Below are 17968 nucleotides of genomic sequence, written 5' to 3'. Positions count from 1 at the left end.
TTATGCTTTTAGCAATAAATATAGAAAATAAAAGTGTTCAAATAGGGTTATTTAAAGATAATCTCTTGGTTCATAAATTTAAAATAAAAACTGACCCGTCTGAAACGGAAGATGAAATAAAACTTAAGATAAAACAACTTATGGAGCCGTATAGCTTAAATCAAGTTACAAATTCTATAATATCATCAGTAGTTCCGGATGTGACAAAATCCTATAGAGAAATATTTCCGGAGGCATTAGTAGTTGGGGCTGGAGTGAAGACGGGATTAAATATAAAATGTGAAAATCCTAAAGAAGTTGGTTCGGATAGAATTATAAGAGCGGCTTATTCTTTAGGAGAGAAGGCGCTGATTATAAATATAGATGAAGTTATAACAATAGACTTCTTAAATGGAAATAATTTTATGGGTGGGATGATAATACCCGGTATGAATATGGCTTTGAATTCTTTAAAAGAGATGGCCAAGCTTTCAAAAGTTGAATTGGTGAAGGTTGATTCAATATTTGGCAACTCAACAACAAAGGCAATCCAAGCTGGAATATACCACCATTATTTGAGCACAGTAGAATATGTGATAAAAAATATATCTAAAGAACACGAAAATTTAAAAATTGTGGCGACAGGAGAACATAGCAAGTTAATACTTGAGGAATTAAATTTTAAAGTTCAATTAATTCAAGATTTGGCGCTCTATGGTCTTGAAAAGATATATGTATTAAATCAAAAATTAAATTTAGTATAAAAAGTGTGTTGGAAATTTTCAACACACTTTTCTCATATTAAATATAAATTCTTTCTAAATTAAAAGATAAAACTCCATCTTTATATACAGCGCTTCCGCTATCTATTAAATCACTTAATAAATTAAACATAGAACTATCGCCATCGGAAAGGTCCAACAATTCAGCATAGTATAACTCAACATCATCATATCTTGGAAGATTTATGAGTTCGTTTATGTGTTCAAGGTCATCGGGTTCTTTGGGAACTTCACCTGAACAGTTAAAAATTAATTTATTATCTACAAATTTTATATCAAGATGAATATTATTTCCTCCGATGTGAAAGTAATATTCTAAAAGTCCGGAACTTATAAGTTTAGATTTGTGTTTTTGGTCTTCTATCATAATGTCTCCTTAAATTAAGCATTATTTTTTTATATTCTTTCAAAATTGGCACCAACATTGCAGCTACAAAACCACCTGAAAATCCATTGTTGTATAGATTTATTCCTCCATGAACAGCACCTATGTTAAATACAAGCGCCATGTGTAGAAATCCTGAAATGATTCCTGGGAAGAAACCAAATTCTCCAGTGATAGGAGCAAGAGTCGTGCCGAATAACCCTGCCAATATACTTGATGTAGCTGTTATATCATAGATGTTTAATAGCGAAGCTAAATATACGCCGACTAAGATTGGAATAGAATTTTTAGGGTGTTTACCGAATGCGCCAAAGGCAGTTACAGAAAGTATTCCACCGATTATAGGGCCGTTGAATTTACCACCAATTAATATAACATAATTAGTGGATATAAGTCCCATAATTCCCATATTAATAATAGTCGGATACAGTCCATTTAGAGATATGAAATCACTTGGAAGACGGCCGGAGTTTTTCAAGATGTTTGAAAAACCTTTGAAGCTCATCTTATTTTTAACAAAACCATATAAAATCATTGCTATAAATATTGAGTACAATAATATTCTTATTCTAAAATCATTTTCTAAATACACAACATTCACTGTTTCAATTTCTAAATCAAACATCCTGAGCCCACCAACGACTATCATTCCAATAATGCCGGCAGTAAAGCCGGAGTTATACAAGTTATAACCTTGATGGAAACGAAGACAAGCCGCCGCCACAGGAGTTATTATAAGTCCTATTAAAATCCCCACAGCATAACTGATTAAAAATCCTTTTAAAAATGAATATCCAAATGCAAAAGTAATCTCACTCACAATAGGTCCTAAAGCTGTACCAAAAAGTGCGGGTAAGATAACAGATTTTAAATCTGAACCTTCAAGTTTTGCATATAGAAAAACTCCCAATGTTATTGGAATGGAATTGTAAATATTTTTTCCGAAGAAGGCAAATCCTGTAACCAATATTATTGCGGCAACTTCAGAGCCATTTATATCATTTTTAAGTGATTTTGTAATTGAAACAGATACAAACATTATGGTAGAAGCGTTAAAAAATGCTGCACCAATTCCTCCAACTGCCATGTAATCAGTTAAAAGATTTGATGGAGTAACTAATATTTTGAAAAATCCATTCAAAACTTCAAATGGTGTATTAAAAATAAATGATGAAAAAAATAGTACAGATGCTAAAAAATATAATAGTTTATAAATCTGGGCTGAGTTTTTATCTCTAAAATGCATAGCTCACTTCCTTTCTACCAATAATTATATTTTAAGAAAAAAACAAGTTCAACAGTTTATTTAGATAAACTGATTACAAAACTTTAAAAAAACATTTTGTAAGAGTACAATATAAATAATAAATGTAATTAGCTGATATGGCTCAGTTGGTAGAGCAATTGATTCGTAATCAATAGGTCGGGGGTTCAAATCCCCCTATCAGCTCCAAAAATTTGATGTTATGTAAGAAATTGGATAAATCTTAATTATATATTCAATTTAAATTTCAATTTACTCTTGGTATGAAAAACAACTTCAAATATAATGTAATATAGGGAAGTTTTTATTGTAGATTTTTGCTATTTTAGCATATGGTATAATGAAAATAAGAAGGTAATTTATGAGATTAAGACTTAATGAAAAGAGAAATATAAATTTAACGGAAGGTTCAATAGTTTCAGGAATAATATACTTTGCAATACCTTTACTACTGTCTAATTTTCTACAACAGCTTTATAATACTGCAGACCTTATGATAGTTGGACAATTTGCAGGAAAAAATCCAATGGCGGCAGTAGGAGCAACAGCACCAATAGCCAATTTATTGATTGGATTGTTTGTTGGACTCACAACAGGAGCTTCAGTTGTAGTAAGTCAATTTTATGGTTCAATGGATAGAAAAAATTTGCGCTCGGCAATACATACTTCCTATGCAATAGCAATTGCAGGAGGTATATTACTTTCTGTAATAGGTTGTGTCTTTGCTCCTATGATTTTGAATATGATGAGCACACCGCAGGAAATTATGCATGATTCAGTGTTATATATGAGAATATTCTTCATTGGTATGGTGCCACTTTTGGTATACAACATGGGTGCGGCAATTTTAAGAAGTGTTGGCGACTCAAGAAGACCATTTAATTTTTTGGTTATATCAGCTTTAGTAAATGTCGTTTTAGATATAATTTTTATAGCTTTATTTAAGATGTCCGTAGTTGGAGCAGGTATAGCAACAGTTTCTTCTGAAGTTGTATCAGCAGTGCTTGTAACTTACAACCTTGTAAAATCGGACAGAGTTTTCAGATTAGATTTAAAAGATATAAAATTTTACAGAGGTTCCCTTGGAATAATATTTAAAATAGGTATTCCAACGGGAATAGCTTCAGCCGTAATATCATTTTCTAATGTTATGATTCAAGGTATGATAAATAAATTTGGACCGGATGCTATAGCCGGTGCTGCAGCGGAGGGTAGAGTAGATGGTTTTATATTTCTATCTCTTGACGCAATAGCTCTTGCAGCGACAACTTTTTCAGGTCAAAATTTTGGAGCAGGAAAAATTGACAGGATAAAAGAGGGGGTTAAGATTTCTCTTTACATGGTTCTTGGGATTTCATTTGTGTTAGGAGTTTTGGGTTATACTTTTGCAGTTCCTTTAATATCTATGTTTAACAGTGACCCGGGAGTTGTAAAATATGGTGTAGACTTTATGAGATATTTGATTTGGGCTTATGTTTTCTTGGGAAGTAGTCAAGTATTAAGTGGATTTATAAGAGGTTCAGGAAGTGCAATTGTGCCGATGTATATCTCTATAATTTCAATGTGTGTAATCAGATTGATTTTCCTATATTCAGTAATGAGCTTTAGATATCAAATTGAAGTGATTTATGTATCATATCCACTTACATGGATTATATCTTTTGTAATGATGGCTATTTATTATAAGTTTGGGAATTGGAAAAGTGGTGCTTTAAGTAATGTATCGGAGTAGAGTTTTAAAAAAATTTAATGAGAGTGAAGTAATAAAGCCTTTGTGTTTTGGAATTTTAGTTGGAGCTTTGGCGGGTATAATATCTGTTTTTTACAGATATTTAATTCATTTTACAGATGACCTTAGAAAATATGTCTATGGATTAGAGCCTTTGTATTTATTGTTTATAGTATTGATATTTATTGCAATAGGAACTTTAGCAGCAAAGCTCTTGAAATGGGCTCCCTTTTCAGGCGGTTCAGGGATTCCACAAATAAAAGCTGAATTAGAAGGTCAAATTGAAATGAGAGCTGAAAGAGTAATAGTTTCAAAGCTTGCAGGTGGAAGTTTGTTAAATATCGTGGGACTTTCACTTGGTAGAGAAGGCCCTTCAATTCAGACAGGTGGCATGGTAGGTAAACTGTGTGGAAAGCTCTTTAAATTAAAAGCCGAAGATGTGAAGATGTTGATTTCAGCAGGAGCAGCCGCAGGATTATCAGCAGCATTTAATGCACCAATAGCAGGTGTTATGTTTTGTGTAGAAGAATTACACAAAGAAGTTTCTCACAGAATATTAGTGCCAACTATTGCAGCTACAACGGTTGCTAATTCAGTTTCATATTTACTTATGGGACATGAAAGATCATTTTCATTCAGAGTAGATGAAATTTTACCATTAAAATATATTTGGGTGGCAGTGATTATAGGAATAGCAACGGGCATTATAGGTATGCTATTTAATAGAGGAATTTTAAAAAGTCAAGACATTTGGAATAGGGCGAAGATTTCAATGGAAACTAAGATGCAAATCTTAGTAGTTATTGGAATGTTTATGGGAATTTTATTCTTCCCGGTTACTGGAGGCGGACACGGACTAGTTGAGAATTTTGCCAAAGGTCAATATGGAATAAAGATTTTAATAGCATTTTTGATATTAAAAATGGTGTATACAGTGGTAGCTTATGGAAGTGGAGCTCAAGGAGGTATCTTTTTACCGGTGCTTGTTCTTGGAGCAATAGTAGGCTCTTGTATCTACCAATTACTCGACCAAAATATTTTTAATATATACTTAATTAACTTTATAATACTAGGAATGGTGGGAATCTTATCAGCAGTGGTAAGAGCGCCGATACTAGCTATAATATTGGTGTTGGAGATGACAGGGAATTTTTCGGTAATGCTTATGCTTGCAGTGGTCAGTATAGTGGCATTAGTTACAGCTGAAATGTTAAACTGTCCACCAATATATGACAGTCTTTATGTTAGAATTGTGAGTAAATTATGATAAAAAGTGAGCATTTGAGTTTTAAAGAAATGCAATTGGAAGATGTAGGTCAATTTAGAAATTGGGGTAAGCACAAATCTAAAATGTATGATGATTACAATTTTTCAGAGCAAACAGAAGAAAATGTAAAAAATTGGTATGAGTGGAAGACAAATGTAGCAATGTCGACATACTATACTATATTTTTAAAGGAAATAGCAATAGGGTATATCTCTTTTAAAAATCAAAAACCAATTTTAAAAACAGCAGAGCTTGGAATTGTATTAGACCCAAATTATATAAACAAGGGATTTGGGTATGAAACTTTAATGGAAATGCTTAAATTTTATTTTATTGAATTAGGATATAATAAAATCTATTTAGATGTTGCAAAATACAACAAAAGAGCGTATCATCTCTATAAAAAAATAGGTTTTGAAAAATATAGTTCTATCATTATAAAATATCCAAATGGCAGATTGGATAAAAAAAGCAAAGATTATTTAGAAAATAAAGATGTATTTTTTAATTTTTTGGGAATTACATTTTTTACAGTAGATAAATTGGTTCTTACAAAGGAAAGGTTTGAGGAATTATGGAATTTAAACTTGAAAAAATGAATATGGATTTAGGGGATACTCCCATAGAAAATATTTTTATAAATGACTATCTTCCTCAAGCAGATGGAAATTTTGTAAAAGTATATTTGTTGGGGTTGAAACTGGCCCGTGAGCCCGAGGGGGTTGCCAGTTTTGACTTTGGAAGACTTGCAGATTTGCTCGGGCTTATAGAATCGGACATAAGAAGAGCGTTTGAATATTGGGAGAGGGCTGGAGTTGTAAGGAGAGAATTAAATCAAGACGGAAGTTTTGATATTGTGTTTGTAAACTTAAAACAACTCTATGTTGAGAATGTATATACTAAACCTGAACCAAAACAGAGCACTAGAAGTAGTGTATTAGACGACAATGATATAGCCAGACTATTGTCTACAGCTGACTACTATATGAGAGGGATGCTGACAAACTCAAAAAAACTTGATATTGCAAGTTGGAGAGAAACTTACAATATGCCGGTTGAAATGATTGAAGAAGCATTTTGGTACTCAACAGAAATAAAAAAGAAAGAAAGTGTAGATTATGTTGAGGCAGTTGTTAGAAATTGGTCTAGAGATAATATAAGAACTAAGGAAGATATAGAAAAAGCATCGAGAGAACATGATGAAAAATTCTATAGACTTATGAAAGTTAAAGAGAGAATAGGACTTGCTAATAAAGCATACAAACAAGTTGATTTTGAAAAAGTGAATTCATGGTTTGATGAATATAAATTTAGCATGGAACTTGTTATGGCAGCTTGTGATAGAACAGTAAACACATCAAACCCTAACATAGGATATGTAGATAGGATTTTGATGAATTGGAGAGAAAAGGGAATTACAGAAGTTTCAGAAATCGTTCAAAAAGATGTTAAGAAAAAAATAGCTAAGAGAACGAAATTTCACAACTTTACTCAGGCAACAGACAAGATGTCAGAAGATGAAATGGAAAATTTAGCGAGAAAGAAACGTGAAGACTTTTATAAGAAATTAGGATGATGATATGGATGTTTTCAAGAAAATAGAGATAGAATATCAACAAATAAGAGATAAGAATCAGAGAGAAAACGAACGAAGAATAAAAAAGATATATAGAGAAATACCGGAAATAGAAGAAGTAGATAAGTACATCACTAAAATTGGAATAAGAGGCTCAAGGGAACAGCTTTTAAATCCATCAAGTGAGAGTCTTATGAAGTTGAACGAGGAAATATATTCTCTAAAAAAAGAGAAAGAGAACTTGTTAATGCAAAATGGATATTTAAGTGACTATTTAGATGTGCAATATGATTGTACATTGTGTAAAGACACGGGAAAGCTTGAAGACGGTAGCAGATGTACTTGTTTTAAAAATAAAATTTCACAAGAGCTCTACTATGCAAGCAACATAAACTATGCACTTACCAAGGAAAATTTTACAAACTTCGATATAAAAGTATTTTCAGACCAAAAATTTGAAGATGAAGAATTGACACCGAGAGAAAATATAAGTGAGATTTTAAATGTGAGTAGAAGATTTATAGACACATTTAACAAAGACAATGATTTTAATATGCTTTTTTATGGGAGTACAGGACAAGGCAAGACTTTTATGTTAAACTGTATAGCTAAAGAGCTGTTAGATAAAAGTATAAATGTAATATATCAAACGGCATTTAATATACTTGATATAGTTGAAAATAAGAGATTTAGACATTCAGAAATGGCACAGATGAAATATGATATGCTTTTTGAAGCTGAACTTCTTATAATCGATGATTTGGGAATAGAGATGATAAATTCATTTAGTACATCAGAGATTTTTAACATAGTCAATACAAGACTAATATCAGCTAAAAAGACTTTGATATCTACTAATTTATCTCCAAAAGAACTTTCTGGAACTTATACAGACAGAGTTTTTTCCAGAGTATTTCAAAAGTTTGTACCTTTGAAATTTTATGGAGAAGACTTAAGATTAAGATGACAAGGAGAATGGGAAGATGAAACTATCACAAAGAGTAAATGAAGTACCTTTTTCAGCAATAAGAAAATTGACACCGGTAGCTGAAAAAGCTAAAAAACAGGGAAAAAAAGTTTATCATTTAAATATAGGAGCACCCGATACAAAGACACCTGTTGAATTTTTGGATTCAATAAGAGCAATTGAATTAGATACGATTGACTATGCTCCATCAAAAGGTATGAAGGGAATTAGAGAAGCTACTTGCAACTATTATGCTAAAAAGGGCAAACAATATGATCCGGAAACTGAAATAGTAATTACTTCAGGGGCAAGTGAAGCGCTTAAATTTGCAGCTGAAATAGTTGCGGACTTGGGCGAAAATATAGTTACAACAAATCCTTTCTACTCAAACTATTATACAATGTTTAGAGAAATAGGGATTCACTTAAATACATTCGATACATTAGTAGAAGAAGGATACAGACTACCGGCTAAGGAAGTTATACAAAAAGGAATTGATGAAAGAACAAGAGGAATCTTGATTTCAAACCCATCAAACCCAACAGGAGCAGTGTACTCAAGAGACGAACTACAAGCGGTTGTAGATGTAGCTATAGAAAATGACTTATACATCTTAGCAGATGAAGTTTATTCTGAATTTGTATTTGATGGTGCAGAATTCTGCTCATTTACAGAATTTGAAGGAATAGACGACAGACTTATTCTTTTAGATTCAATCTCAAAGAGATTTGGAGCTTGTGGGGCAAGAATAGGAGCTCTACTATCTAAGAATAAAGAAGTAATGGACGCAGCAGTAAGACTTGCAACATCAAGACTTGCAGTTTCTACAGTTGACCAAGTTGGAGCAGCAGCTCTTTACGAAGTTAGCGAAGAATACTTCAAAGAAGTAAACGAAGAATACAACAAAAGAAGACTCGCAATATATGAAGAGCTTTCAAAAATTAAAGGGGTTAAACTAACAAAACCTGAAGGAGCATTCTATGTAATGCCTGAACTTCCAATTAAAGATTCAGACCATTTTGCAAAGTGGTTATTAGAAGAATTTGATGACAATGGCGAAACTGTAATGGTTGCACCGGCATTTGGATTTTATCATGGAACAGATATAGGAAAAAAACAAGTTAGACTTGCATATGTAATAAATGAAAAAGACATTAGAAGAAGTATACAAATAATTAAAAAAGCATTAGACGTATATAAAGAAAGTTATGAATAAAAATATACAAAGGCTTTTGATACTCTTTGTGACAATATTTGTAGTAGTGCACTATGTGGCTACAAAGATGGAGCAAGTTCCTCAAGAGATGGAGATAGCAAGAATTATTTTGTTAATCTTGGTTGTGACAACGAGCTTTGGATTTACAATTAGTTATGACAGAGAGCCAAAAGAGAAAAAAGATAAAGATGCACCAAAAAATCTTACAAAAAATTTAGCAGTTCTCTATATTGTGTTGGCAGTTTTTTATGGACTGTTTAAATTGAGAGGCTTAGTATGAACGGACAGAAAGGATAGGGATTTTAGAAAACTGATTCTAAGAGTTTTTAGGAGTAATAAAAAAGGCTATGAGGTTGAATGCCCATACCTTTTTTATTTTTTGTTTTAGAGAAAATATTTATTTTAAATTTCTCATTCTATCGACAAGACTATTTTGACTGCGGTTTTCATAAAATTTGCTGGTAAATAATATTCCTATTATCATATTTACTAAATTTACAAGTATAAGCGGAATAATTACAAAGTGAAATGAACTCCACTTAGTCTGTGCCATAAAATCTATTAAAATAAATTTATTTACAAGCAGCATGATTAGAAGAGAAAGTATTAAGCTTGAAAAAGAATAAATCAAATTCTTTTTGAATAAGTATTTTTTGATGCTTCTGTTTGTCATTCCTATAGCTTCAAGTATTGATAAGTTAACCATGTTTCTCAATATTTCAGTAGCAATAATAATTATAAAGTTTAATACAGACATTAAAAACAATACTATTGATAAGCTGTAACCAGCAAATTCTATTAGGTTTTTGAATTCCATTGTAGATTTTATCTGAAGGTCTCTTGAATCGTAGGAAAATTCCGGTTCATTTTCAAAAGATTTTAATAACTTATTAAAATTTTCCTTTTCACTATCCGCCACATCAAATCCATAGGACATTATACTCTTATCTCCTGTGAGCTCTTTATACTCATTCGGATTCATATAAATATATTCCAAACCTAAAGTAGGACTAGATTCGTTGTTTATATCTTCCTTAATTACAGGAAAATATCTAAGACCATTTGAAAAATTATATTCAACCTTGCCCATAACTTGGACTTCTTTGACCCTATTTTTTACATTGATTTTTATTGTATCGCCAGTTTTATAGTCAGAATTATTTTTTATTCTTTCGCCTATAATAACATAATTTCCTGTTTTCCATTTTTCTTTATCAAACTCTCCATCTGTAATTTTTTGTTTGTTTATTAGAAACTCATCTATTCCCAATAATATTGGAGCAACTTTATTATCTTCTATTTTTATATCTGGATAAGCGTACTCATAACCATAATAGTATAATGCTCCCCCGCCTTTAAAACCTTTATAGTTTTCTATTTCATCAATAAACTTTTTGTCAATTCCTTCTTCACTACCTAATACTATTATCCTATTAAATCTAGATATATAACCAATCCCTATTGGTGATACTTTTAACCATCTCTTTTGTTAATTTATTTATCGTTTCACACAACCTATCCACTACGTCTGATAATGTGTGAAAAAATTCATTTTTAAATCCCATAGTCCTAATTTGTTTCCAAATCTGTTCTATGGGGTTCATTTCTGGTGTATATGGTGGTATATGCATTATTTCTATGTTTTCCGGTATTCTTAATCCTTTGGATTTATGCCATGTTGCTCTATCACATACTAGTAGTATCATATCATTCTTATAGGTTTTGGAGAGTTCTTTTAAAAATATGTTCATACAGTCTGTATTACAATACAGCAATATTAAAAAGAAGTTTTCTCCTGTTGTTGGTTCTCTTGCTCCATAAGTATATCTGTATTCTCTTAAATGATGACAAGGTACTAATGGTCTTATTTTATGGTTACACCAACAGTATTTCGGCTTATTTATGCGACCGAATCCTGCTTCATCTTGGAACATTATTCTTACTTTTTTATCCGGGTTAACGTTTCTAAGTTCTTTTGCTCTGCTGTTAATTTTTTTGAGGTCTCTATGACCTCTTTACTTGCTTTCTTAGGATATTTACTTCTTGGCATTATTTTTCTAAATCCGTGTCTTTTTAGTACTCTATATATTTGACCCGTTCCTATGGAATGTCCTACAAGCTTTACATATGCTTTTTCTATTTCTTTGGCTGTTACTATTTGTCCACTTTCTGCTTTTTCTTCAAATTGCTTTAGGAATTCTTTTTCTTCTTCAAAGCAGAGATTTCTATGATTGCCTTGTCTTTTTTTATTTTTTAATGCGTTTACAGAATCTTCTCTGTATGCTTTTAACCATGCGAATACTGTAGATTTTCCAACATCTAATTTTTCAGATATGGATTTGGCACTGTTGCCTTTAAGTTTTAGTATTATGGCTTTAATCCTTATATATTCTCTTTTGTTATTAGTTTTTTTTGAGTTCTACTTCTAATTCTTGAATTTGTTTTTGTATATCTTTCATAATATTATTATACTACATTAAATCACACAATTGTATCTATTGTTTAACGGATATTAGTATTATTTCTGATTCTAGAAATATTGACACTTAGAGTATTTTGGTCGATAAATTCATTATCTATTCCCCAAACAAAATCAAATAACAATTCTTTCGTCAAAACTTGAGCTTTATTTTTTATAAAATAATACAAAATTTTTATTTCTGTTCTTGTCAAATCAATGTTTTTATTATTAACCATGAATTTATTCTCATTAAAGTTAAAATTAAGTCCGTTTTTTTCATAAATGCTTAAATCATCAGAATTGATTTTTTCAAAAGTTCTTTTTATTTTAGCTTCTAAAATTCCCGGAGAAAAAGGCTTGGTTAAATAATCATCTGCACCTAAATCGATGGCTGAAATTATATAGGACTCTAAATTCACGGCAGAAAGAATTATTATAGGTATTGTGGAAATTTGCCTTGTATACTTTATTGTTTCAAGTCCATCACCATCCGGTAAATTCATATCTAATAAAATTAAATCAGAAAAGCCAATATAATTCTTTGACTCACTTATAGTAAATGTAGAAATTAATTTGTAATTCTTTTTTAAAGCTATGGAAAGACCTTTATTTAAATTTTTATCATCTCCAATTATCAGTATCTTTTTCATATGTATAACCTCACTCAATTAAAGATTAAAGTAAGACGATTTATACTAATTACTTATATAATCTATAATTCATTTTCATACTATAATATTTCAAATATATTACGTTTAAAATATTTAGAAATTCTACCAAGTATCTCCATGCTCACATTCTAATCTCGTCCTATTTTGGCTAAGGTATTAGGAGTAGTGTTTGTAGATTTTTGCAGCTCTAGCTTATTCATCTTTGCATCTATTAAATTTTCCATAATTTATCATAGGAAAATCCCATATTGTATCTCAAATTAATCTTCTACTTAATATAGTTTTTATAATATTATACAATATTTGACAACTTAATATTTAAAGGTTTCTTAAGGTTGATTTATTTCTGTCTTATTTTAATTTAATTTGAAAATTCAAGTGGAAAATAAGGGGTATAATTATCTCAAAAGGTATAAAAATTTAGAAAGGGAGAATGATTTTTTATGAAGCACACAGATACACACTCCCACTTGTGGAGTAAAGAGTACTTAGATAAAATTGAAAAGCTTTGCTCATAAGGTGCTGAAATAGCGATAATGATGAACAATACAAATTTTGAAGAAGATTTAAAATATAGATTTTCATTGATGGATAAAGCTGGAGCTAGAATGCAAATTATTTCAGCAACACATCAAGTGTCGGAATATGGAAGTGCAAAAGAAGCCTTGGAGTCAGCACAGATGATAAACAATTTATATGCTGATATGATGAAAAAATATCCGGATAAATTTTTTGTTTATAGTGACTATCCGTATTTTAAAGATGAAAAGATATATAAGAGCTGTAGAATACATCGAAAAATCAGGATTAAATCAAGAAGAAGTGGATTCAATATTACACAACAATGCAATAGAATTTTTCAGTATAAAATAAATTTTAAGAGATAAATTAACATGATTTTACAAGTATTAAAATATCTATTGTGGCAAGATATAAAAACAAATAACAACACAATCGGAGTAATGTATTTTTACTTGGAGTCGCTGTTGGTATTTGGTGGTATAATTTGTTTTAAATACGTTGAAAATAGTTATATAAACTATATAGCAATTATGGGAGTTTTGCTTTTATTTATATACGAATACAAGAGAAAAAATAAATTAATGTGGTGAATATGAAAATACTATTGGTAGAAGATGATAAAAATATAAGAGATATACTAAAAAGAGAATTGACTAAGTGGGAATACACAGTTGAAAGTGAATTAGATTTTAAAGACGTCTTAAAAACATTTAAAAACTTTGAGCCGGATTTTGTGATAATGGATTTGAAATTACCATACTACAACGGATATCACTGGACAAGAGAGATAAGAAATATATCCGAAGTTCCAATACTGTTTTTATCATCAGCAGATGATAACTTGAACATGATAATGGCAATGGACTTGGGTGCAGATGACTACCTTACAAAACCGTTTGATATGGATTTGTTGTTGGCAAAGATAAAAACTATTCTAAGAAGAACAGGTAAAAAGCAACAAGAAGAAGTTATAAAGCATGAAGACTTCATCCTAAACCTTAGAACTATGGAAGTAGAAAAAGATGAAAATCAACAAAGTCTTACTAAAAACGAATTAAAAATATTAGAAACACTGTTAATTCAAAGACCGGGAATTGTATCGAGAGAAGAACTGATGTTAAAACTTTGGAAATCAGATGAATATGTAGACGACAATACATTAACGGTGAATATAAACAGACTTAGAAAAAAGTTGTCTGAAATAGGCGTAGTAGATATTGTAAAGACAAAAATCGGAATGGGATATTATGTGGAATAGATATTTAAGACATCACAGAGAAATATATACTACAGTATTTTCAATGTTGGTGCTATATGGAATTTTCTTCTATGCATTTGATATAGACTTAAGAATTTATGCATATACTTCTTTGATAACGATAGTTTTTTGGGGAATAGTTTTAAAATACAAAGTTAATAAGACAAAAAAGAACATTGAAAATATAAAAGCATATATGCAAAATATCAATTCAAACTTAGAGATAGATAATGTTGAATTAGAAGAAGCCATAGTGGAAATGAAGAATATCACTGAAGAATGTAAGGGACAAATATCAGAAAATAATAAGAATACAGAAGAATTTAAAAGATTTATAACCACTTGGACTCACCAAATAAAGACACCCATAGCAGCAATTAATCTGCAATTAGAAGGAGATATAGATAAATTTGAATTAAAAAACAATATCTTTTCAGTTGAAGAATATTTGAATTTGCTTTTAAACTATCTAAGGCATAACTCAAAAACCACAGACTATGTATTTAAAAAAGTGAGTTTAGACGATTTGACTAGACAAGTCATCAGAAAATATGCACCATTGTTTATTAAAAAGGGGATAAAAATCGAATATGAGCCACAAAAAGTAGAAATAGTTACGGACTATAAATGGCTTATGTTTGCGATAGAACAAGTGCTGTCAAACTCTTTAAAATATACAGAAAAAGGAAAAGTAAAAATAGAGATAAAAGAAAATGGAATTTTTATAACCGATACGGGCATAGGAATAGCGCCTGAAGATTTAAAAAGAGTTACAGAACTGGGATATACGGGCTACAATGGAAGAATATATTCAAAATCAACAGGCATAGGACTCTATTTAACAAAAGAAATCTTAAAGAAATTAAATTTAGATTTAAAAATAGAATCAGAATCAGGCACTAAAGTCGGCATATATTTTAAATAGAAAATAAATATAAAATTCAATCTGAAGACAAGGTGGTGTTGTAGAATGATTTCATCTCATTCTACAACACCACCCTTATTAAATTTTGATAAATATTATATATAGAAGAATTAATTAAAAATATAATGGAGATTAATAATAGAATTATAAAATGTCCAAATCATATACACCTTTTTGATACATTTGTGCACGAATTTAGTTGACTCTAAGAGTCACAGTTTTATCAAAATAAGAGAATACAGTTAGATATCAAATGAAGGTAAATAGGTATATACAAGTTAAAGGGGCAAATAAATCCTTAAATCACCTATAATATTAAGAAAGGTGTTGACAACATGTATGGGAAAATGTTAACATCATATAAACAAAGCTAGGTTGTATATACAACTAAAAAAATGGAGGGATTTATTATGAGGAAGGCAAAAGTTTTAGTATCAATATTTTTAATTATGGTTATTTTTACGGCATGCGCTAAGAAGAATGCGGATATCGCCAATGAAAAAGAAGTTGTTAGAGTAGGATTAGTTTCTTCAAGCAGTGGTTTCGGAGACGGGGCTTTTAATGATTTGACCTTAAAAGGGGTGGAAAGGGCTAAAAGTGAATTTGGAATTGAGTATGATAAAGTTCAAATTAAAGCTGTTGGAGATATTGAATTATCACTTAGAGATATGGCTTCTACCGGAGACTATGATTTAATAATAGGATTAACTTATGAAGCTATTCAGGCTATGAAAACTGTTGCTCCTGAATTTCCGGATCAAAAATTTGCTTTGATTGATACTTCTATTGAAGCACCTAATGTTGTTAGTTATATGACAAGAGATGAAGAAGCTTCTTACTTAGTAGGTGTTGTGGCAGCAAGTATGAAATTTCAAAATTCAGGATTTAATTTAAAAGAAGACAATAAAATTGGATTTATTGGAGGAGTAGACGCACCTAACATTCGTGTATTTTATTCAGGATATACAGCGGGAGCAAAATCTGTAAATCCTTCAATTGAATCTGTGTCAGATTTCGTAGGTGGTTTTACTGATGTTACTACAGCAAAAGAAATTGCTAAATCTATGAACCAGCAAGGGGCTGATGTTATATTTCATGCAGCAGGAATGAGTGGTAATGGCCTTTTTCAAACTGCCAAAGAGAATGGCACTTTTGCTTTTGGTGTTAATTTAAATCAAAATGCTACAGAACCTGATGTTATAGTAGGCTCTATGATTAAAAATGTTGATATTGAAGCTTACGAAGCAATAAAGTCTGTAGTAGAAGACAATTTCAAAGCTGAAGTTATTAAATTAGGGTTGAAAGAAAATGGTGTAGATTTTGTAACTGAGGGATCTAATGTAAAACTTCCTGATGAAATTATAAAGTCTGTTGATGAAGCTAAAGAGAAAATAATAAATGAAGAAATTAAAGTTCCATCAAATATGGATGAATTAGTAACTTTTGAAGATACTTTAAACTAAGGTGATTTTATGAATTTAGCTGTTGAAATGTGTAATATTTCAAAATATTTCAATGGTAAAGCCGCACTTGAAGATGTGAATTTTAGTGTTAAAAAGGGAGAAATTCATTGTCTTCTAGGTGAAAATGGAGCTGGAAAAACAACTCTTATGAATATCCTTTTTGGTCTATACCAGGCCAATAAAGGATATTTGAAATTATATGGCAAAAATGTTGAAATAAAAAATACAGGGGATGCTTTTAACCATGGGTTAGGTATGGTACACCAACATTTTATGTTGATTGAAAATATGACAGTATTACAGAATATTATTTTAGGAAATGAAATTGGAAAATATAAAATTGATTATGCAGAAAATAAAAAATCTGTAAAAAAAATAATTGAACAGTATGGTTTGGATATAAATCTAGACGAAAAAGTAAAAAATTTATCAGTTGGTATGAAGCAAAGAGCTGAAATAATTAAAGCTTTATATAGAGGCGCTGATATTTTAGTCCTCGATGAGCCATCTGCAGTACTGACTCCTAAAGAGTCTCAACTTTTGATGAAGGTATTAAAAAATCTTCAAACTAAGGGAATGACGATAATTTTTATAACTCATAAATTAAATGAAACCATGGAAATAGCTGATAGAGCTACTATTTTGAGAAATGGAAAACTTATAGAAACAGTTGATATTGCCAATGAAACAGCCGAAGATTTAGCAACTAAAATGGTAGGACATTCTATTGCCCAAATTAGCAGTCATAAAAAAATAAATACAGATGAAGTGATTTTTGAAATTAAGAATTTAAAGGTTTTAAAGAATTCACAAAACACTGTTGATTTAAAAATTAAGGCTGGAGAAATATTTGGGATAGCAGGTGTTGATGGTAATGGACAGCTTGAACTTGAAGAAATGGTTATGGGACTTATGAAATATGATGGAGAAATTTATTATAAAGGCAAGTTACTATCGAATTTGTCAACAGCAAAAATTAAAGATAGTGGGATAGGCCACATACCATCAGATAGATTTTTAAGAGCAATTTTACCAAATATGACTTTATTTGAAAATGTAATGCTTGGAAATCAGGAATCTGATCAGTTTAGGAATAAAATATTTGTAAGATACGAAAAATTGAAAGAGTATACTTCTAAAATTTTAGGACTATTTAATGTTAAGTATTCTGATATTAACCAAAATATTTCAGGATTATCAGGAGGGAATCAGCAAAAACTTGTTGTTGCTAGAGAAATTAGTAATGATAATGATTTTATTCTAGCTTCTCAACCTAGTAGAGGGTTGGATATTGGAGCTATTCAATTTATTCATGAACAGTTTGTTAGGATAAGAAATGATAAGAAGTGTGTTATGCTAATTTCTGCAGACCTTGATGAGATAATGGAAATGTCTGATAGAATTGCTGTTCTGTATAAAGGCGAAATTATGGCTATTGATTATGCTGAAAATTTTACTAAAGAAAGATTAGGTCTATTAATGGCCGGAAGGAGTGAATAGTGA

At 30.6% G+C, this 17968-nt stretch carries 20 protein-coding genes and 1 tRNA gene; 15 read left to right on the top strand and 6 right to left on the bottom strand.

Annotated features, from left to right (window positions below; translation table 11 throughout):
* The first annotated feature begins 2 nt into the window (after window positions 1-2).
* Window positions 3-743 carry a type III pantothenate kinase gene (locus DYE58_RS06480; RefSeq protein WP_004819730.1) on the top strand — a complete coding sequence of 247 codons (741 nt, stop codon included), beginning with the start codon at window positions 3-5 and terminating at the stop codon, window positions 741-743.
* Window positions 744-780: 37 nt separating this feature from the next.
* On the opposite strand, the gene DYE58_RS06475 is transcribed toward DYE58_RS06480, so the two are convergent.
* Together DYE58_RS06475 and DYE58_RS06470 are read right to left on the bottom strand one after the other, a co-directional pair.
* Window positions 781-1128, bottom strand: a complete 348-nt coding sequence (locus DYE58_RS06475; protein WP_115312118.1) for a hypothetical protein — start codon at window positions 1126-1128, stop codon at window positions 781-783.
* Entirely contained in the window at window positions 1100-2392 is a 1293-nt protein-coding gene (locus DYE58_RS06470) for a DUF1576 domain-containing protein (RefSeq protein ID WP_004819734.1), read from the bottom strand. Before DYE58_RS06470 ends, DYE58_RS06475 begins: the two co-directional genes overlap by 29 nt.
* Window positions 2393-2523: 131 nt before the next feature.
* On the opposite strand from DYE58_RS06470, the gene DYE58_RS06465 reads away from it, so the two are divergent.
* The 8 genes from DYE58_RS06465 (at window position 2524) to DYE58_RS06430 (ending at window position 9445) form a co-directional block, all read left to right on the top strand.
* Window positions 2524-2599 (top strand) — tRNA-Thr (locus DYE58_RS06465).
* Window positions 2600-2771: 172 nt separating this feature from the next.
* The gene (locus DYE58_RS06460; protein WP_004819736.1) at window positions 2772-4142 is read left to right on the top strand and encodes an MATE family efflux transporter; all 1371 of its coding nucleotides are present in this window, start codon (window positions 2772-2774) and stop codon (window positions 4140-4142) included.
* Window positions 4129-5406 (top strand): ClC family H(+)/Cl(-) exchange transporter, encoded by a 1278-nt coding sequence (locus tag DYE58_RS06455; RefSeq protein WP_004819738.1) that lies wholly within the window; start codon window positions 4129-4131, stop codon window positions 5404-5406. The genes DYE58_RS06460 and DYE58_RS06455 overlap by 14 nt, the downstream gene beginning before the upstream one ends.
* Window positions 5403-6005 carry a GNAT family N-acetyltransferase gene (locus DYE58_RS06450; protein WP_115312117.1) on the top strand — a complete coding sequence of 201 codons (603 nt, stop codon included), beginning with the start codon at window positions 5403-5405 and terminating at the stop codon, window positions 6003-6005. The genes DYE58_RS06455 and DYE58_RS06450 overlap by 4 nt, the downstream gene beginning before the upstream one ends.
* On the top strand, window positions 5981-6982 hold the full coding sequence (locus tag DYE58_RS06445; protein WP_004819740.1) for a DnaD domain protein: 1002 nt from the start codon (window positions 5981-5983) through the stop codon (window positions 6980-6982). Before DYE58_RS06450 ends, DYE58_RS06445 begins: the two co-directional genes overlap by 25 nt.
* A gap of 4 nt (window positions 6983-6986) precedes the next feature.
* Window positions 6987-7949 carry an ATP-binding protein gene (locus DYE58_RS06440; RefSeq protein WP_004819741.1) on the top strand — a complete coding sequence of 321 codons (963 nt, stop codon included), beginning with the start codon at window positions 6987-6989 and terminating at the stop codon, window positions 7947-7949.
* A 16-nt stretch (window positions 7950-7965) separates the two neighbouring features.
* Window positions 7966-9165: a pyridoxal phosphate-dependent aminotransferase gene (locus DYE58_RS06435; protein WP_004819744.1), complete on the top strand. Its 1200-nt coding sequence runs from the start codon at window positions 7966-7968 to the stop codon at window positions 9163-9165.
* On the top strand, window positions 9158-9445 hold the full coding sequence (locus tag DYE58_RS06430; protein WP_004819747.1) for a hypothetical protein: 288 nt from the start codon (window positions 9158-9160) through the stop codon (window positions 9443-9445). Before DYE58_RS06435 ends, DYE58_RS06430 begins: the two co-directional genes overlap by 8 nt.
* Window positions 9446-9562: 117 nt before the next feature.
* Here the strand turns inward: DYE58_RS06430 and DYE58_RS06425 are convergent, their stop codons facing one another.
* From DYE58_RS06425 to DYE58_RS06410, 4 genes are all read right to left on the bottom strand, one after another.
* On the bottom strand, window positions 9563-10435 hold the full coding sequence (locus tag DYE58_RS06425) for an FtsX-like permease family protein (protein ID WP_245946062.1): 873 nt from the start codon (window positions 10433-10435) through the stop codon (window positions 9563-9565).
* A 169-nt stretch (window positions 10436-10604) separates the two neighbouring features.
* Window positions 10605-11099, bottom strand: a complete 495-nt coding sequence (locus DYE58_RS06420) for an IS630 family transposase (RefSeq protein WP_115312116.1) — start codon at window positions 11097-11099, stop codon at window positions 10605-10607.
* Between the two features lie 5 nt (window positions 11100-11104).
* Entirely contained in the window at window positions 11105-11551 is a 447-nt protein-coding gene (locus tag DYE58_RS11685) for a helix-turn-helix domain-containing protein (RefSeq protein ID WP_115312115.1), read from the bottom strand.
* Window positions 11552-11667: 116 nt separating this feature from the next.
* The gene (locus DYE58_RS06410; protein ID WP_115312114.1) at window positions 11668-12276 is read right to left on the bottom strand and encodes a response regulator transcription factor; all 609 of its coding nucleotides are present in this window, start codon (window positions 12274-12276) and stop codon (window positions 11668-11670) included.
* 560 nt (window positions 12277-12836) lie between these two features.
* Here DYE58_RS06410 and DYE58_RS06400 point away from each other — a divergent pair.
* The 6 genes from DYE58_RS06400 to DYE58_RS06375 all read left to right on the top strand — a co-directional run bounded on the left by DYE58_RS06400 (window position 12837) and on the right by DYE58_RS06375 (window position 17965).
* Entirely contained in the window at window positions 12837-13184 is a 348-nt protein-coding gene (locus DYE58_RS06400; protein ID WP_147285876.1) for an amidohydrolase family protein, read from the top strand.
* Window positions 13185-13190: 6 nt separating this feature from the next.
* Window positions 13191-13409 carry a hypothetical protein gene (locus DYE58_RS06395; RefSeq protein ID WP_004819754.1) on the top strand — a complete coding sequence of 73 codons (219 nt, stop codon included), beginning with the start codon at window positions 13191-13193 and terminating at the stop codon, window positions 13407-13409.
* 2 nt (window positions 13410-13411) lie between these two features.
* Complete coding sequence (locus DYE58_RS06390; protein ID WP_004819756.1) at window positions 13412-14077, top strand: response regulator transcription factor; 666 nt, start codon at window positions 13412-13414, stop codon at window positions 14075-14077.
* Window positions 14067-15002 carry a sensor histidine kinase gene (locus DYE58_RS06385; protein WP_004819757.1) on the top strand — a complete coding sequence of 312 codons (936 nt, stop codon included), beginning with the start codon at window positions 14067-14069 and terminating at the stop codon, window positions 15000-15002. Before DYE58_RS06390 ends, DYE58_RS06385 begins: the two co-directional genes overlap by 11 nt.
* 410 nt (window positions 15003-15412) lie before the next feature.
* Window positions 15413-16465 (top strand): BMP family lipoprotein, encoded by a 1053-nt coding sequence (locus tag DYE58_RS06380; RefSeq protein ID WP_040552150.1) that lies wholly within the window; start codon window positions 15413-15415, stop codon window positions 16463-16465.
* Window positions 16466-16474: 9 nt separating this feature from the next.
* The gene (locus DYE58_RS06375) at window positions 16475-17965 is read left to right on the top strand and encodes an ABC transporter ATP-binding protein (protein WP_004819762.1); all 1491 of its coding nucleotides are present in this window, start codon (window positions 16475-16477) and stop codon (window positions 17963-17965) included.
* The last annotated feature ends 3 nt before the right edge of the window (window positions 17966-17968 follow it).

The organism is Peptoniphilus indolicus, assembly GCF_900454665.1.
Classification (GTDB): domain Bacteria; phylum Bacillota; class Clostridia; order Tissierellales; family Peptoniphilaceae; genus Peptoniphilus; species Peptoniphilus indolicus.
The sequence above is the reverse complement of the archived record's forward strand: the minus strand, read 5'-3'. Positions and strand labels throughout refer to the sequence as shown.

Bases quoted from the DNA above. Each gene is read 5' to 3' on its own strand.
- DYE58_RS06480 (WP_004819730.1), top strand. From the start codon at position 3: ATGCTTTTAGCAATAAATATAGAAAATAAAAGTGTTCAAATAGGGTTA.
- DYE58_RS06390 (WP_004819756.1), top strand. From the start codon at position 13,412: ATGAAAATACTATTGGTAGAAGATGATAAAAATATAAGAGATATACTA.
- DYE58_RS06440 (WP_004819741.1), top strand. From the start codon at position 6,987: ATGGATGTTTTCAAGAAAATAGAGATAGAATATCAACAAATAAGAGAT.
- DYE58_RS06450 (WP_115312117.1), top strand. From the start codon at position 5,403: ATGATAAAAAGTGAGCATTTGAGTTTTAAAGAAATGCAATTGGAAGAT.
- DYE58_RS06395 (WP_004819754.1), top strand. From the start codon at position 13,191: ATGATTTTACAAGTATTAAAATATCTATTGTGGCAAGATATAAAAACA.
- DYE58_RS06460 (WP_004819736.1), top strand. From the start codon at position 2,772: ATGAGATTAAGACTTAATGAAAAGAGAAATATAAATTTAACGGAAGGT.
- DYE58_RS06410 (WP_115312114.1), bottom strand. From the start codon at position 12,276: ATGAAAAAGATACTGATAATTGGAGATGATAAAAATTTAAATAAAGGT.
- DYE58_RS06420 (WP_115312116.1), bottom strand. From the start codon at position 11,099: ATGTTCCAAGATGAAGCAGGATTCGGTCGCATAAATAAGCCGAAATAC.
- DYE58_RS06380 (WP_040552150.1), top strand. From the start codon at position 15,413: ATGAGGAAGGCAAAAGTTTTAGTATCAATATTTTTAATTATGGTTATT.
- DYE58_RS06475 (WP_115312118.1), bottom strand. From the start codon at position 1,128: ATGATAGAAGACCAAAAACACAAATCTAAACTTATAAGTTCCGGACTT.
- DYE58_RS06455 (WP_004819738.1), top strand. From the start codon at position 4,129: ATGTATCGGAGTAGAGTTTTAAAAAAATTTAATGAGAGTGAAGTAATA.
- DYE58_RS06385 (WP_004819757.1), top strand. From the start codon at position 14,067: ATGTGGAATAGATATTTAAGACATCACAGAGAAATATATACTACAGTA.
- DYE58_RS06435 (WP_004819744.1), top strand. From the start codon at position 7,966: ATGAAACTATCACAAAGAGTAAATGAAGTACCTTTTTCAGCAATAAGA.
- DYE58_RS06470 (WP_004819734.1), bottom strand. From the start codon at position 2,392: ATGCATTTTAGAGATAAAAACTCAGCCCAGATTTATAAACTATTATAT.
- DYE58_RS06400 (WP_147285876.1), top strand. From the start codon at position 12,837: ATGAACAATACAAATTTTGAAGAAGATTTAAAATATAGATTTTCATTG.
- DYE58_RS06445 (WP_004819740.1), top strand. From the start codon at position 5,981: ATGGAATTTAAACTTGAAAAAATGAATATGGATTTAGGGGATACTCCC.
- DYE58_RS06430 (WP_004819747.1), top strand. From the start codon at position 9,158: ATGAATAAAAATATACAAAGGCTTTTGATACTCTTTGTGACAATATTT.
- DYE58_RS06375 (WP_004819762.1), top strand. From the start codon at position 16,475: ATGAATTTAGCTGTTGAAATGTGTAATATTTCAAAATATTTCAATGGT.